This is a genomic window from Macrococcus bovicus (assembly GCF_004359575.1).
GTDB lineage: Bacteria > Bacillota > Bacilli > Staphylococcales > Staphylococcaceae > Macrococcus > Macrococcus bovicus.
On the sequence record NZ_SCWF01000003.1, the window covers coordinates 1 to 15809 of the forward strand.

The window sequence follows — 15809 nt, forward strand, 5'->3', positions numbered from 1 at the left end:
TTCTCACCCTGTCTGGTGATGATGGCAGAGAGGTCACACCTGTTCCCATACCGAACACAGAAGTTAAGCTCTCTAGCGCCGATGGTAGTTGGACTTACGTTCCGCGAGAGTAGGACGTTGCCGGGCAGTTTTTTTATTTATCCACAGTAGCTCAGTGGTAGAGCTATCGGCTGTTAACCGATCGGTCGTAGGTTCGAGTCCTACCTGTGGAGCCAGGCCCCTTGGTCAAGCGGTTAAGACACCGCCCTTTCACGGCGGTAACACGGGTTCGAATCCCGTAGGGGTCATTTGGAGGATTAGCTCAGCTGGGAGAGCATCTGCCTTACAAGCAGAGGGTCGGCGGTTCGATCCCGTCATCCTCCACCATTTTAAAATTCATCCTTATATATATAAGCTGGAGGGGTAGCGAAGTGGCTAAACGCGGCGGACTGTAAATCCGCTCCTTCGGGTTCGGCAGTTCGAATCTGCCCCCCTCCACCATTATTGGGGTATAGCCAAGCGGTAAGGCAACGGACTTTGACTCCGTCACTCGTTGGTTCGAATCCAGCTACCCCAGCCATTAGAGCCATTAGCTCAGTTGGTAGAGCATTTGACTTTTAATCAAAGGGTCAGAGGTTCGAATCCTCTATGGCTCATCTTAAACCATATCCTTAGGGATATGGTTTTTTTTATATGGTAAATCAGATATATATATATATTATATGGTAAAATATTGAATTTTATACATGGTTGCATATTATAAGTCTCTCGTTTAAAATGAAGTTATGAGAACGTTTTCTTAAACTTGTTTAAAGGGGATACTATAATGAATAAAACAATTGAAATTATTGGGGCACCAAATGCATTTGGCCAGCGTAAATTAGGGGTGAATCTAGGACCAGATGCGATGCGATATGCAGATTTAGTGTCTAGACTTGAGAACTTAGGTCTTGACGTCAATGATAAAGGAAACGTGTCAAGTCCGGCGATAGATATGAATAAATATCGCGGAGAGCAAGACGGTGGACTCCGTAATCTTCCTGAAGTAGTAGAATTCTGTGAAACACTTTGCCATGAAGTCGATGAGACAATAGCAGCTGGAAAGTACCCACTTGTTATTGGTGGCGATCATTCGATTGCTATGGGAACCATTTCTGGTGTTAAAAAGCATTACAATAATTTAGGCGTCATCTGGTATGATGCGCACGGCGACTTAAACGTTGCAGATTCATCGCCGTCCGGTAATATTCACGGCATGCCTTTAAGAGCGCTTATCGGTGATGGTCATCCGGACCTCGTCAATATCGGTGGCTATAAGAACAAAGTAAAAATAGAGAATATTGTCCTGATTGGTATGCGTGACTTAGATGAAGGAGAAAAAGCTTATATCAAGGAAGTCGGAATCAAGACATATACGATGTCAGATATCGACAGAATAGGTATGGGACAAGTTATCGAAGAGACGATTGAATATCTTAAGGATACGGACGGCATTCATCTATCACTCGATGTAGATGCTCTGGATCCAGGGGAGACACCGGGAACGGGAACAACAGTACCGGGCGGTATTTCTTACCGCGAAAGTCATTTAGCGCTTGAGATGCTCCATGACTCACAACGCGTGACATCAATGGAAATCGTTGAAGTGAATCCACTGATTGATATTTATAACAAGACAGCGAACCAAGCAGTAGAATTACTCGTGACTTTCTTCGGAGATAAATTATTATAGAAAAAGAGCAGCTTCGGCTGCTCTTATTTTTTAACTGTTTCGATATGGATTTCATATTGTGTATCACCAGATTTAGATGAAGCTTTTTTTAGGAATTTCTTTAAATCTTTTTTCAGCTGTGGCAGTTCTTTTTCGTCAATCTGCACTTTCAGCTCTTTTCTCGATTTTTCCTGCTGGTCATCTGGGTGAAATTGCAGCAGATGATCCGCAGGAATAAAGGCTTTGGCCGTGGGGGCATAGAATTTCTGGATGATACTAATTTTCTGTTCAGTCTTAACAATTTCAATAAAGCCGTATTTCTCCATCTCTCTTAGATGATAGTGAATCTTTGCACGTGGAATCTCCAGTTCATCAGCAAGCTGCTGGCCGGTCTTTGAAGTATCATAGAGACATTCCAGTAACTTGATGCGGAATGGATCACTGATACATTTAAGCTGTGCCAGGTTGTCAATCAGTAAAAAATCCTGCATGAGAAGCTCCTTTATATACATTGATGTCTTAATTATTAACTTGAATAAGCGCGATGTCAACTTTCTACACGAATAGATATATTTATCCCTACAGGCGTTAACTTAAAATTAGCAAAAAAATAGTAACTAAGATGATTATTTTTTTTGTTAATTATTGTATAATAAATCTAAAAGGAGTATATAGAATGGTTGGACAACGAGTAAAGGAATTAAGAAATGCAGCTAATATGACTCAACAGGAACTGGCAGAAGGTATTATTTCAAGAACTTATTTAAGCTTAATCGAGAAAAATGCTGTCCATCCCTCCACTAATGTGCTGAAGAAATTAAGTGTTAAATTAAACTGTACGCTTGATGACTTCACCACCATTGCATCAGAAAGAAACTTGAGTCTTCTGGATATTAAGAAAGAAATAAAATGGGCGGAAAATAATGTGAAATCAGAGGATTTTTCTCGCCTGGAGGACTTTATCGCGAAAGACTATCAGACACTGGAAAGTATTACTGAATACGAGCGGGGAGATACTTACTGGATAAGAGCAAGCTATTTCTTCAGTAAAGAAGATTTTGTATCTGCAAGAGAAGAAGTGAATAAAGCCATCAAAATTGTAGAAGGCATGAAAGAGGTCAATCTCTACTTGCGTTGTCTTATACTGCTCGCCCGTATCGAATTCGAGGAATACCATACAGATGAAGCAATCAAACAGCTCACGAAAGCGAATAACGTCACTATTTATGAGAACATTTCTAATACGACTCGTGTCACTATACTGGCACTATTGGGTGAATACTATCGTCTCATGGGTGAAAATCTGGTATCTATCAACTTCAATAAAGATGCCCTTGCGCTGAACAAAAAATTGAATACACATCACAAAGGATGCAGTATAGAGAATTCCCTGTTCAAAGCTAAATATGGGATCAAAAACTATGAATTAGCAGAAAAGCATATCCGACGTGCTATCAAATATGCTGAACTGGAAGACGATCCGATGCAAGAAGCGGGTATAACCACTAATCTGGCCATCTTAATGATTAAAACGAAGAAGTATCAAGAAGCTTATAATGAGCTGAAAAAAGCCCTTAAGATTATTGAAGATAATAAAGTTGACCATCCATTTGTTCTGACTATTAAATTACGCTACGCCCAGGCTATGTCTCATCTCGGTCAAGTGAAAGAAGCGAAGAAACTTGTCCAGGAGTCTCTTGCAGAAGATTCAGCTGGCTTTGCTTTCGAAATCATGGGTGATATCTGTGTGATGGAAGGCTATTTGGACACTGCCATTGAATACTTGCATAAGTCAGTGGAAGCAAAGGAAGAACCGCTATTCAAAACAAGACTTTATCCGAAGCTTGCTGACTTATATCGTAAAGTCGGAAAAATTGATAAATCATTAGAATATTACGAAAAAAGCGTGCACTTCTATGATGAACTCGTTACTGACATGATATAATGAGGGAGAGTCACAGCATGGAGGAGATGCAATGTACTTTTTAGATTCATTGGGCAATTTAAATGCCGCTAAAGTCATTATCAGCATCCTCGATTTGTTAATTGTCTGGTATGTTCTCTATTTAATCATCAATGCGATTAAAGGCACCAAAGCAATACAGTTGCTAAAAGGGATATTCTTCATTTTAATCGGTAAATATGTCAGTCTATTGCTCGGTTTAACGACAACCACTCGATTATTTGATTTTGTACTTGAATGGGGGTTTCTCGCTGTTATTGTCATATTCCAACCGGAACTTCGAAGAGCACTGGAGCAGTTAGGACGAGGAAGTCTGTTTAAAAGAAGTTCAACTCAGAACATCAATCAAAAAAAATTAACAGAAGATATGGTGAAGTCAGTACAGTATATGGCTAAAAGACGTATCGGTGCGCTGATTGTCATCGAGAAGACGACGGGACTCCAGGATTATATTGAGACCGGTATACCGATATATGCCAATATTTCATCAGAGCTTCTCATCAATATTTTTATTCCGAATACACCTTTACATGACGGTGCAATGATCATTCAAGGTGATAAGATTGCAGTAGCAGCCAGTTATCTGCCACTATCTGATTCTGCCAAGATTCAGAAGAGTTTAGGTACGAGACATCGTGCGGCTGTAGGCATATCTGAAGTATCAGATGCTTTTACGATCGTTGTCTCAGAAGAAACAGGCGCTATTTCCGTCACTTATAATGGCAGGCTGCGAAAAGAAGTCTCTCTCGAAGTGTTTGAGGCTTTGTTAACCGAACACTGGTTCAGTGCACAGCTGGATAAGAAGGGCGGTGAAGATCATGTTAGAGACTAAATGGGGACTCAGAATCATCTCATTTATACTGGCCTTGGTCCTGTATCTGTCCGTCAATGATATCTTCAACGTCTTCGTGACACAAGAACAGCTGAGTGGCGATGATACAGTGGTTATTAATGATGTGCCTGTTGAGACGATCTATGACAAGAAAAATCTTTATCTGTCTGGTGCACCGCAAAGTGTCAATGTCAAAGTGACTGGACCGCAGGCGATTGTCAGAAAAACTGAAAGTATGATGGATTTCAGTGTCAAACTGGATTTATCTAAAGATCTTGTGGGAGATCACAAGAAAAATTTTCAAGTTGAAGGTTTGTCTGATAAATTGACTTATGAAGTGCAGCCGAAGACAACCAATATCACACTAGCTGAAAAAGTGAGCACCACACATGCGGTGGAAGCAGAGATCAATCCGAGTCGTCTGGCAACGGGCTATGAGTTAGTTGAAAAACAAGTAGACCCTACCCAGGTTTCTATAACAGGCAGCAGTGATGAGATCGCTAAAATAGCTTATGTCAAAGCAACGCTCAGCAATAGAACAAAAATTTCTGAGACCACGACTGAAGAAGCTGAAGTCGGTGTCTTCGACAGTAATCTTAATAAGCTGGATGTTACTGTCAAACCGGCAAAAGTGAAAGTGACGATGAAAGTACAGCCGATTTCAAAAGTCGTCAAGATTGTACCTGTCACAAAGGGAACCTTACCTGCTGGAATGACGTTAAAAGGTATCACACTTTCAGACGATGAAGTAGAACTGCAAGGTAAACGCTCGACGCTGGATGGTATCGGTGAAATTGAGGTGGAGGTTAACCTGGATACTATTAATGCAGACACTACTCTCGATGAGAAGATTCCACTGCCTAGCGATGTCTCAAAGGTGACACCGAAGCAAGTGACTATAAAAGTAGACGTAACAAAAAAGAACAATAAAGGAGTATTGACTGATGGGTAAATATTTTGGAACAGACGGCGTAAGAGGCGTTGCAAATAGCGAATTAACACCTGAATTTGCATTTAAATTAGGACGTTTCGGAGGCTATGTACTTGCGCATAATGGCCATGATAATCCGACTGTATTGGTGGGACGTGATACACGTGTATCAGGAGAGATGCTTGAATCGGCACTTGTTGCAGGATTATTATCGACCGGCGCTGAAGTAATGCGCCTGGGCGTTATCTCAACACCTGGTGTATCGTATTTAACACGTGAACTGGAAGCACAGGCGGGGGTGATGATCTCAGCAAGTCATAATCCTGTGCAGGATAATGGTATTAAATTCTTCGGTGCAGATGGATTTAAACTTTCTGATGACCAGGAAGCGGAAATTGAAGCACTGATTGATGCAGAAGAAGACACAGTACCTCGTCCAACAGGCGTTAATCTGGGTCATACATCTGATTATTTTGAGGGTGGCCAGCGTTACTTAAGCTTCTTGAAATCAACGATTGAAGGCGACTTAGAAGGCTTGAAAATCGCTCTCGATGGTGCGCACGGTTCAACCTATTCACTCGCACCCTTCCTGTTCGGTGACTTAGAAGCGGATACAGTAACGATGGGATGCAATCCAGATGGTAATAACATCAATGACGGTGTAGGTTCTACGCATCCAGAAGCATTGGCTGAGCTGGTTGTGGAGAGTGGCAGTGATTTCGGTCTTGCTTTTGATGGCGACGGTGACCGATTAATCGCAGTAGATGAAAAAGGTCAGATTGTTGATGGTGATCAGATTATGTTCATCCTGGCGCAAGCCATGAGTAAACGTGGTGAGCTGAAGGACAATATGGTGGTTTCTACAGTCATGAGTAACCTCGGCTTCTATAAAGCGCTTGAAAACTTCAATATTCAAAGCGATAAAACAAAAGTCGGTGACCGTTATGTCGTAGAAGAAATGCGACGAGGCCATTATAACCTGGGCGGTGAGCAGTCGGGCCACATCGTTATGATGGACTACAATACGACAGGGGACGGCTTATTAACAGGTGTACAATTAGCATCTATCATCAAGCAGTCAGGTCAGACATTAAGCGAGCTGGCAGGGCAGATGACAAAATATCCACAGCGTTTAGTGAATATCCGTGTGACTGATAAACACGCTGTAGAAGATAATGCAGATGTGGCAGCAGCCATTAAAGCAGTAGAAGATGAGATGAACGGTGAAGGCCGTGTCCTTGTTCGCCCGTCAGGTACCGAGCCGCTTGTGCGTGTCATGGTTGAAGCGAAAACAGATGAAGATGCCGAGCGTTTTGTTCATAGCATCGCAGACGTTGTAAAAGAAAAAATGGGATTACAATAAATAAACGCCTTGCAGCTGCAAGGCGTTTTTAATTGCTATCCAGTAAAAAAAGCCGCTCTTAGTGAGCGGCTTTGAGTCATTATAATGTTTGATATTTTGCTTCAATTTCTTGAGCTAAACGGTCATCTATCTTAGCATATTCTTTTAAGAACTGTGCAGGGCCGTGTTCTTTAATATAGTGATCTTTGTCGAAAGCTTCTGGGTCATGCTCATCGGTATAACGCATTAAATAGGCAGCCATATTGATTAAACCTTCATGAGGTTTGCCTTCAGCCACTAAATATGACAGAGGCTTAATGATACGGTCTTCAGGACTGATTTTACGTAGTGGTGAACGGCCGACACGATTTAGGTCATCTGACAAGTATGGGTTCTGGAAGCGGCCGATGATTTTTTCAACGTATGCAGCCTGTTCTTCTTTAGTGAAATCATATTTGCTTGTTAAGTAGTCGCTTGTTTCGCCTAGTACTTGACGGAGCTGTTCAACGACTTCTGGATCTTTCATGGCTTCATCGACTGTTGCATAGCCCTTATATTTACCGAAGTATGCGATGAAGGCATGGCCTGTGTTGACAGTCAGTAGTTTACGTTCGATGAAGGGGTGAAGATCCTGGACATATTTGACGCCTTCAAGTTGCGTCCCATACCATTTCTCTTCTTCAATGACCCATTCAAAGAAAGGCTCAACCATTACATCTAGTGGATTCTGCTGTTTCTGAATCGGCACAATACGGTCGACTGCTGAGTTAGGGAAGTGAATATGCTCACCGAGTTCACCGACTTCATCAACAATCGCTTTTTTCAGCTGGTCTGTTGCCATAATGGCATTCTCACATGCTACGACATTGACGGGACGAGACGCATCACGCTTAGCCAGAGCAGGGGCGATTGATTTACCGATGATAGGCAGAATATTGACGCCGACAGCTGTTGTGATTAAATCAGCTTCCATCAATGCCTGCTCTAATTTATCTGATTCTTCAACGCTATGAATCCCTTTAACACCTTCTACTCGCTGACGCGTCTTGCTTTCTTCAGCGATAATAACATCATAGGCCTGCTCCTTGTTGATCAAGTAGATAATCTGTGAGCTGACATCAGCGAATGTGATTTCGTAGTGGTTATCATAAAGAACTTTACCGATGAAGCCGCGGCCGATATTTCCGGCACCGAAATGGACAGCTTTCATTATAGTTCTACCTCCCCGAAGATGGCATTGATTTCATCAGCTGACTGGGCATTAATCACACGCTCAACATTCTCTTCCTCTGAGAAAACAATGGCGATCTGAGACAATAAATCTAAATGATCACCGTCTTTACCTGCGATACCCACTACTACTTTCACGATATTACCATCCCAGTCGATACCTTCCGGTGCTTGCAGTAAGGTGATACCTGACTTGATCACTTCAGCTTTCGCTTCGTCTGTACCATGTGGAATCGCAAGGAAGTTACCCATATAAGTGGAAACAATCGCTTCACGTTCTTTCATGGCCTGAATATATCCGGGATTGACAGCGCCTGCCTCTACTAATTTCTGTCCTGCTGCTTCGATTGCTTCTTCTTTAGATGTAAAATGCTGGTTAACGAGAATATTTTCTGTTGGAATTAAGTTTGACATGTTTGATTCACTCCATTTAATAGATTTTTTGGCTGATCTGTTTAATCAGTGTATCTTGCATATGCTGAATGACAAGTTCAGAATTGCTGAATAACTCGTCAGGTGCTTCCAGATGGGCCATGAGTAAGGTGCTTAACTCGCTGACAAAAGGTCTGGCTGTTGTTTCTTCCGGCAGTAGCATGATAAGCAGGTAAGTGACCTCCTGCATGATGCCGTCCATATTTTTCATCTGAACCGGAGAAGTTAAGGTTACCAGTTCAATGAACGGATGAGAAACTGCAGCATGAACAATATGTGGAAGAGCAACGGGATAACCTGAGAGGGCGAATCCCTGGACTGCTTCTCTTTTGCTTAGCTCATCTGCTACCGGCAGCTGCTTTCTATATTCATCCCAGCTGGAGATGGAAATCGTCTTGAATTCGATACCCTGTAAAATAGCATCAGATTCAATAACGAATGGTATAACATCATTATACACGCTTCGTTTAGTTGATTGCACATGTGACGATACAGAGGTAGAGAAGACCTGCTGCAGCAGGGCCTTGTCTCCTTCCGGTAATAACGGATTGACTATAGTATAGGGCTGACTGATGTCAAGCCCGACTGTCGACACGATATAGCTGTAACTATCTAGATGAAGAGACTTCAAATCACTGACAGAAGCAAGCTTGGTCACCTGCACAGCAGGAAAATGCTGTTCTATCTGATTGGCAAGGATTCTACTGGTCCCAAGACCGCTTGTACAGACGACAAGGACACTTGCTTTTGTATTCTTCATGGCACCCCCGAAATGGAGGACGAGAAACGCCACTTCATTATCCGGGAAATATACGTCTGGAAATACAGTCTCCAGCGCAGTGCTGATTGACTTGAATAACCGCTCGTAATCCTGCATGATCATCGCGGTTAAAGGGTTATAGGTCTCTATTCCCCCGGTCATACGATTTAATGCGGGTACAAGATGAAGAAGAAGCCCTTCTTTCAGAGTGGGATTACCGGAAAAATCATGATGCATCAGACGGGAGACTTCATTAATCAGCTCATCTGTTGCAGGACTGATATCACTTTCAGCCGCACTCTCAGCGGCTCTACGCTTGGCGCCCCGTAAGTGCATCGTAATAAAAATGACTTCTTCAAAATCGAAATCAATATCGTAGGCGGCTGATAATGAGCGCGCTAGATTCTGAGCGACCTGAAACTCAGGTGTCACTTCCAGCGATTTGATAATATCACTGGAGATTGAAACTTTTTCATTGTTACGGATCCGTTCAATGGCCAGTACAATGTGGATGGTAAGTGTAAGATAAGCAGTTTCAAGCAGCACATAAGGCAGTTCAGCTAATTCATCCATAAGAAGACGTTCAACGCTGAATATCTGATCGATATCCACTAAATCCTTAAGACTTGTATCGTTTAAAGTCTGGTAGACAAAATGATCCTCAATGACTGAGTAAACACTCGTAGAATTCAGTTTATCGAGCATGATATCTGCAAGCAGCTGTCTTTTGTTCACTTCTTCGCCGAATAGCTGCAGGCCTTCGCCACGTTTCTTCTGCAATGTCAGATGATAACGGGTGAGGTCAGGACTGAGTCCATCAAGCTCCTTAGACAGTTTATTGATGGATACACCAATCTCGCTGGCGAGACTATAAAGTTTGACCGGGTCTTTCGCCCTGATCAAAGTGTAGAGAATAATAACTTTCCGCTCTTCAACGGATAAATCGAGCACAGTAGAGGCATCCAGTTGCTCGCTGAGTAAAGCGAGGTCGATATCATCACCGGCAATGCGGAGGCCTTTACCGGTCCGCCGGTCAAGGCTGAGATTCATGCGGCTAAGCGTTTCTTCGACAAACTTCAGTTCACGATGGACAGTACGGCTGGAGACCCCCAAGTTCTGTGCAATCTGATGAATAGACAAAAAGGAGCGTGGACTTTTCAGCAACGACTCGATGATTTTTTTCTCTCGATGACTGATTTGCATATCCACACCCCTTTCTTCTGGTAGATTATTCAATTACTTGATTCCATTGTAGGACGGATCACATAAGATGTCTAATTACTGGTCTTGCTTTAAGTTCTCAATCAGCTCGTCATAACGAGGAGAGTTCAGGAAGTTATCCACTGAAATATGAATAGCACCTGGAACTTGCTTGATTGCACGGTCTGTCAGGACTTTTTGTGTGATGACAAGCTGAGCATCTTTTGGTAACTGGTTGATAGCTGAGTTCGTGACTTCAGCATTGATGCCAGCTTTTTTGAATTTATTACGTAACATACCAGCACCCATCGCACTGGAACCCATTCCTGCATCACAAGCGAAGATGACTTTGTTGACGTTTGAATAATCATGCGCAGATACATTTTCAGTATCATACTGAGCCAGTAAATCTGGTTCAGTTGTTTCATCTTTATCCACTTCAACCACTTTCACACGATCAGAAGTAGTTGCAGAAGCACCTGTCAAAGCACCAGAAACAGAAGATTTTTTACCTTTACGTGCTTCCATTTCAGCAGTCGCTGCTGCTAAATCATCTTCACCTTTGTCCCTAGAGAACTTCAGGATAAGAGAACCGATGATGAATGACACAAGAGCGGCGCCGATGACACCCATAAACATTGTTAATAAATCACCTTTAGGTGTAACTGCCATATATGCCAATATTGAACCCGGAGCAGCTGGTGATTTCAAGCCAAAATCAAGGGCTGAGAAAATAGCCACACCTGTCATACCACCTGCGATTGCTGCAATAATCATGGCTGGTTTCATTAACACATAAGGGAAGTAAATTTCATGGATACCACCCACGAAATGAATCAAAGCAGCCCCCGGTGAAGTTGCACGAGCTGAGCCTTTACCGAATACCATATAGGCAAGTAAAATACCGAGACCTGGGCCAGGATTAGACTCAAGTGTATAGAGAATAGATTTTCCTACCTCTGCCGCCTGATCAGTAGCAAGTGGCGTTAATACACCATGGTTAATTGCATTGTTCAAGAACAATACTTTAGCTGGCTCAATTAGAAGTGATGTTAAAGGTAAAATGTGCAAGTTAACTAAGAATTGTACGCCTTCACCTAGAATCTTCATAATCCAGCCTACAACCGGCGCTAATAGATAGTAAGAGACAATCATCATACCTAATGCCAGGAAACCTGCTGAGAAGTTATTCACTAACATTTCAAACCCTGTACGGATTTTAGGTTGAACCACTCTATCAAACTGTTTCATTAACCATGCAGTTAATGGACCGATAATCATAGCACCTAGAAGCATATGCTGATCGAATGCTGCGATGATACCCATCGTTGCAGCTGCCCCTACGACACCACCACGAACATCATGTACAAGTTTACCACCCATAAATGCGATTAAAATCGGAATGAGATAGTGAATAGTAGGATCAACGATTTTTGCCAAGTCTTTATTTGGCCACCAGCCGTCTGGAATGAATAGGGCGGTTAAAAAACCCCATGCAATAAAGACAGCTATATTCGGCATGACCATACTACTTAAAAAAGAACCGAATGCTTGAACGCGACGTTGAAGGCCGCTTTTTTGTTCTGCCATAATATTTCTCCTTTATTTTTTTATTTGTTAATTCTATTCTAATAGGAAGTAAATACGAATACTATGGATAGTAAACTTAAGTTTGTCATATCGACTCATGACAAAGCAGAATAAATGATGTCTGAACTTGTATCTACAAATCTTTAATTGTATAATGAATTAGGTTTAACTTTTTGGGAGGATAGGGAATTATTAGGGCTACAGCGCCAGTACAGTCATGACTGTTGACGAGGAGAATGGTGATCGAAAATTCGGCGGATGCCATTCCGGACTTGCTGTTCGACAGCTGTTTGTTAAAACTTCCAGGTGACTGGTTGAACAAAGACACTCAGCATAAGCAAATATTAAACCGAAATCAAATATTAATCATAAATTGACTATCGGAGGAATTATCATATGTGTGGAATTGTTGGCTATATTGGAACACAAGATGCAAAGGAAATCTTACTTAAAGGTCTTGAAAAATTAGAATATCGTGGTTATGATTCTGCGGGTATCGCTGTCCGTAATGGTGAGGATGTTCGCGTCTATAAAGAAAAAGGGCGTATTGCTGAATTACGTAAAGTAGTGGACAGCTCTTTTGAAACATCTACGGGTATCGGTCATACACGCTGGGCCACTCACGGTGTTCCTAACCATGAGAACTCTCACCCGCATCAATCAGCATCAGAGCGTTTCACGTTAGTGCATAACGGTGTGATTGAAAACTACGAACAACTTAAAAAAGAATATTTAACAGGTGTGACTTTCACTTCAGATACTGATACTGAAATCATTGTTCAGCTGGTCGAATACTTCTCTAAACAAGGTTTAGACACTGAAAAAGCATTCGTTGAAGTCCTTAAATTACTTCACGGTTCTTATGCACTTGGTTTACTGGATAAAGAAAATCCAGATGTGATCTATGTTGCGAAAAATAAATCACCTTTACTTGTCGGTCTTGGTGAAGGTTTCAATGTCATCGCTTCTGACGCAATGGCCATGCTTCAAGTAACAGATACTTACGTTGAACTTGTTGACGGAGAAATCGTGCTTGTTGAAAAAGATAAAGTGACGATTAAAAACTTAGACGGTAAAGTAATCACTCGTAAACCTTACAAAGCTGAAATTGATGCTTCAGATATCGAAAAAGGCACTTATGCTCACTATATGTTAAAAGAAATTCACGAGCAGCCAGGTGTGATGCGTAAAATCATCCAGGAATACCAGGATGAAAAAGGCGAACTTAAAATCGATAAAGACATCGTGAAAGCTGTACGTAAAGCAGATCGTATCTACATCGTTGCTTGCGGAACTTCTTACAATGCAGGTCTTGTAGGTAAAGAATATTTAGAGAAATGGGCAGGCGTTCCGACTGAAGTCCATGTGGCGTCAGAATTTGTCTACAACATGCCGCTCCTTTCTAAGAAACCGTTATTCATCTTCATCTCACAATCAGGTGAAACAGCAGATAGCCGTGCTGTGCTTGTCGCTATCAAAGAACTCGGCCATACTGCTCTGACTATCACAAACGTACCAGGTTCAACATTATCACGTGAAGCGGACCATACATTAATCTTACACGCAGGTCCTGAAATTGCTGTTGCGTCAACGAAAGCTTATACCGCTCAGATTGCTGTTCTTGCGATCTTAGCGCAGGTTGTCGCTAAAGATGCAGGCATCAAAGTAGATGTCGAGCTGTTGCCGGAACTGGCAAAAGTGACAGCAGCGATAACAGCGGTGATTGACGATGCTCATAAAATTGAAGGCTTCGCGACAGAATTCCTTGAAACGACACGTAATGCATTCTTCATCGGACGGACGATGGATTATTATGTAGGTGTCGAAGGCTCTCTTAAACTGAAAGAAATCTCTTATATTCAGGCAGAAGGATTTGCCGGCGGAGAACTTAAACATGGTACGATTGCCCTTATCGAAGAAGGAACACCGGTTATTGCACTTGCTACTCAAGAGGCAGTGAACTTATCCATCCGTGGTAACGTCAAAGAGGTCGTCGCACGTGGTGCGCATCCGCTGATCATTACAATGGAAGGTCTTGAACAAGAAGGCGATACTTATGTGATTCCTCATGTTCATGAGATGCTTGCACCACTGGTATCTGTCGTGGTGACACAGCTCTTAGCTTACTACGCAGCTCTGCATAGAGGTTGCGACGTGGATAAACCTCGTAACTTAGCAAAATCAGTTACTGTTGAATAATATTAAACCCACAGATCCATATCTGTGGGTTTTTTAAATGCAAGAAAAAATTTAAATTATTTGTAAATTTGAGCTGAATGAGACAACAAACCATCTGACTGATTCGTTTGCCAGAACGTTCAGTACATATATAGAACGTGACATGATGCCGATACTAAGAGAAGTTCGCGCTAAGAAATTAGCATCAACAAAATAGTGAACGATAACTAAAAGACCCCTAAGGTTGAATATTTAAGATTCAACCTTAGGGGTTTACTACATTTCTGAACCATTTTTTATTTAATAGACGTAACCGCTGGCTACTTCTGAGCCATCTTCATCATATTCAATGACATAACCATCATGGTGTATATCGAATGATTTGATAGGATTACCATTAGCATCGAAGATACCAAATCCCCAGCCTGTAGCATTTGCGACAGGCGTTCTTACTTCATTGCTTCCTGTATTGAATGAACCACCTGAGAAACGGAGAGCAGCAGCGCGTGCTTCTTCAGGTGTAGAGATGAAAATTTCATCATCATCTCGATCAACTTCAACAGTTTCTTTCTCCTTAATGACTACTACTTTCGGTTCAGCTGTGCTGTTTTCTTCCGCGATATAATTTGAGATTTCATCTTCATTAAACTGAAGATGAACCTCTGCCATTGAATTCTTGAAATCGTCCTTGGTCAGCAGCTTTGAAGTCGTTTTAAAGTTTTCACCGTTAACTTCTCCTTCAGCTGAAACATTTAATTCATGCTCGAGAATGAACGGCCCATATTGCTCCTTATTTTCATCAAACTCTATCTGCTGGTCATTGACTTTAATGATTGTTTCACCATTGTCCAGAGAATCATCGCCATTTAGCGTCACTTTTATATAACCGACCTGGAAATTCTCTTGAGTTTCCGGTGACTGAGTAGTATCTACCACGAGCTCACCTTTATAACTTGTACCATCCAGACTTTTTGTTGCGGGTATAGTATATAGACCCGCAGGCATCGTCCCAAGGTCAACAGTTTGTCCTTTCATTAAATCGACTTCTTTTTCTTTGCCATTCGACGAATAAGTTAATGTTGAGTCATCTTGAGCTTCCAGCTGCACTTTCTGGCTTGCCACATTGAACTGATAGTCATTGAGGATACCGTATTTCTTTCCGTTATTAGCTATCTCAAGAAGAGGGCGATCAGCAAGTTTGATGGTAGAAGGGACTGACTTAGCCTGATTTTTCAGCTGAGCTACAAATGAATCGGTAGCCCCTTTATCATCTAATAACTTCATAAAAGCTTCCGACTGATCTGCAGTTAAAGATTCGCCGTCTGAAGAAGCAGTTTCGACAGAGCTGCAGAATCTTTATTTTTTATTGCAGTTCCGATAGCATCAGCTGTTTTTGATGAAGTATCTACCTGCGTAAAAAGAAAGAACGCAAGCAGCAAGAAGGCGGCCACAATGATGATGGGAATCAAGAATTTCTTTTTCTTTCGGTGAGCTGTTTCAGTGGGAACGGTTTGCTGTTGAGTGACTTCGGCACCGCAGTTCGTACAAAACCTTTGTCCTTTTACAAGTTCAGCCCCGCAATTTTGACAGAATTTCATATTAGCCTCCAATGGGTGTTTATATTTATTATATATCAAAAAATGGGAAAGTTGTGCATACTG

The 15809-nt window shown here is 41.9% G+C and carries 13 protein-coding genes, 6 tRNA genes and 1 rRNA gene; 13 read left to right on the forward strand and 7 right to left on the reverse strand.

Translation table 11 applies throughout. From position 1 onward, the window contains the following. The first annotated feature begins 11 nt into the window (after positions 1–11). From rrf to rocF, 8 genes are all read left to right on the forward strand, one after another. A 5S ribosomal RNA gene (gene rrf, locus ERX55_RS03760) occupies positions 12–126 on the forward strand. Between the two features lie 14 nt (positions 127–140). Then, positions 141–215 (forward strand) — tRNA-Asn (locus tag ERX55_RS03765). Further along, positions 216–287: transfer RNA gene (locus tag ERX55_RS03770), tRNA-Glu, on the forward strand. Positions 288–290: 3 nt separating this feature from the next. Then, positions 291–366, forward strand: a tRNA-Val gene (locus ERX55_RS03775). Between the two features lie 30 nt (positions 367–396). After that, positions 397–480: transfer RNA gene (locus ERX55_RS03780), tRNA-Tyr, on the forward strand. A gap of 4 nt (positions 481–484) precedes the next feature. After that, positions 485–559, forward strand: a tRNA-Gln gene (locus tag ERX55_RS03785). Between the two features lie 3 nt (positions 560–562). Next, positions 563–635, forward strand: a tRNA-Lys gene (locus tag ERX55_RS03790). A 170-nt stretch (positions 636–805) separates the two neighbouring features. Beyond that, positions 806–1711, forward strand: a complete 906-nt coding sequence (gene rocF / locus ERX55_RS03795) for an arginase (RefSeq protein ID WP_133451276.1) — start codon at positions 806–808, stop codon at positions 1709–1711. 23 nt (positions 1712–1734) lie between these two features. Here the strand turns inward: rocF and ERX55_RS03800 are convergent, their stop codons facing one another. Then, complete coding sequence (locus ERX55_RS03800; protein WP_133451277.1) at positions 1735–2181, reverse strand: ArsR/SmtB family transcription factor; 447 nt, start codon at positions 2179–2181, stop codon at positions 1735–1737. A 185-nt stretch (positions 2182–2366) separates the two neighbouring features. Between ERX55_RS03800 and ERX55_RS03805 the strand changes: the two genes are divergently transcribed. From ERX55_RS03805 to glmM, 4 genes are read left to right on the forward strand one after another with little or no spacing between them, the layout of a single operon-like run. Continuing rightward, positions 2367–3635: a helix-turn-helix domain-containing protein gene (locus tag ERX55_RS03805; RefSeq protein ID WP_165983694.1), complete on the forward strand. Its 1269-nt coding sequence runs from the start codon at positions 2367–2369 to the stop codon at positions 3633–3635. A gap of 31 nt (positions 3636–3666) precedes the next feature. Continuing rightward, a complete protein-coding gene (cdaA, locus tag ERX55_RS03810; RefSeq protein ID WP_133451279.1) occupies positions 3667–4485 on the forward strand; it encodes a diadenylate cyclase CdaA in 819 nt (272 codons plus the stop codon). Continuing rightward, positions 4472–5437, forward strand: a complete 966-nt coding sequence (locus ERX55_RS03815) for a CdaR family protein (protein WP_133451280.1) — start codon at positions 4472–4474, stop codon at positions 5435–5437. Before cdaA ends, ERX55_RS03815 begins: the two co-directional genes overlap by 14 nt. Next, positions 5430–6779, forward strand: a complete 1350-nt coding sequence (glmM, locus tag ERX55_RS03820; RefSeq protein WP_133451281.1) for a phosphoglucosamine mutase — start codon at positions 5430–5432, stop codon at positions 6777–6779. The genes ERX55_RS03815 and glmM overlap by 8 nt, the downstream gene beginning before the upstream one ends. A gap of 79 nt (positions 6780–6858) precedes the next feature. On the opposite strand, the gene ERX55_RS03825 is transcribed toward glmM, so the two are convergent. The 4 genes from ERX55_RS03825 to ERX55_RS03840 form a co-directional block, all read right to left on the reverse strand. Then, the gene (locus tag ERX55_RS03825; RefSeq protein WP_133451282.1) at positions 6859–7968 is read right to left on the reverse strand and encodes a mannitol-1-phosphate 5-dehydrogenase; all 1110 of its coding nucleotides are present in this window, start codon (positions 7966–7968) and stop codon (positions 6859–6861) included. Continuing rightward, positions 7968–8402 (reverse strand): PTS mannitol transporter subunit IIA, encoded by a 435-nt coding sequence (locus tag ERX55_RS03830; RefSeq protein ID WP_133451283.1) that lies wholly within the window; start codon positions 8400–8402, stop codon positions 7968–7970. Before ERX55_RS03830 ends, ERX55_RS03825 begins: the two co-directional genes overlap by 1 nt. 16 nt (positions 8403–8418) lie before the next feature. Continuing rightward, positions 8419–10383, reverse strand: a complete 1965-nt coding sequence (locus ERX55_RS03835) for a BglG family transcription antiterminator (RefSeq protein ID WP_133451284.1) — start codon at positions 10381–10383, stop codon at positions 8419–8421. Positions 10384–10458: 75 nt separating this feature from the next. Next, on the reverse strand, positions 10459–11970 hold the full coding sequence (locus ERX55_RS03840; RefSeq protein WP_133451285.1) for a PTS mannitol transporter subunit IIBC: 1512 nt from the start codon (positions 11968–11970) through the stop codon (positions 10459–10461). Between the two features lie 396 nt (positions 11971–12366). Here ERX55_RS03840 and glmS point away from each other — a divergent pair, with 396 nt between their 5' ends. Beyond that, positions 12367–14169: a glutamine--fructose-6-phosphate transaminase (isomerizing) gene (gene glmS, locus ERX55_RS03845; RefSeq protein ID WP_133451286.1), complete on the forward strand. Its 1803-nt coding sequence runs from the start codon at positions 12367–12369 to the stop codon at positions 14167–14169. A gap of 279 nt (positions 14170–14448) precedes the next feature. On the opposite strand, the gene ERX55_RS03850 is transcribed toward glmS, so the two are convergent. Together ERX55_RS03850 and ERX55_RS03855 are read right to left on the reverse strand one after the other, a co-directional pair. Then, positions 14449–15432 (reverse strand): zinc ribbon domain-containing protein, encoded by a 984-nt coding sequence (locus ERX55_RS03850; protein WP_133451287.1) that lies wholly within the window; start codon positions 15430–15432, stop codon positions 14449–14451. Positions 15433–15455: 23 nt separating this feature from the next. Further along, on the reverse strand, positions 15456–15746 hold the full coding sequence (locus ERX55_RS03855) for a zinc-ribbon domain-containing protein (RefSeq protein WP_133451288.1): 291 nt from the start codon (positions 15744–15746) through the stop codon (positions 15456–15458). Positions 15747–15809 lie beyond the last annotated feature (63 nt).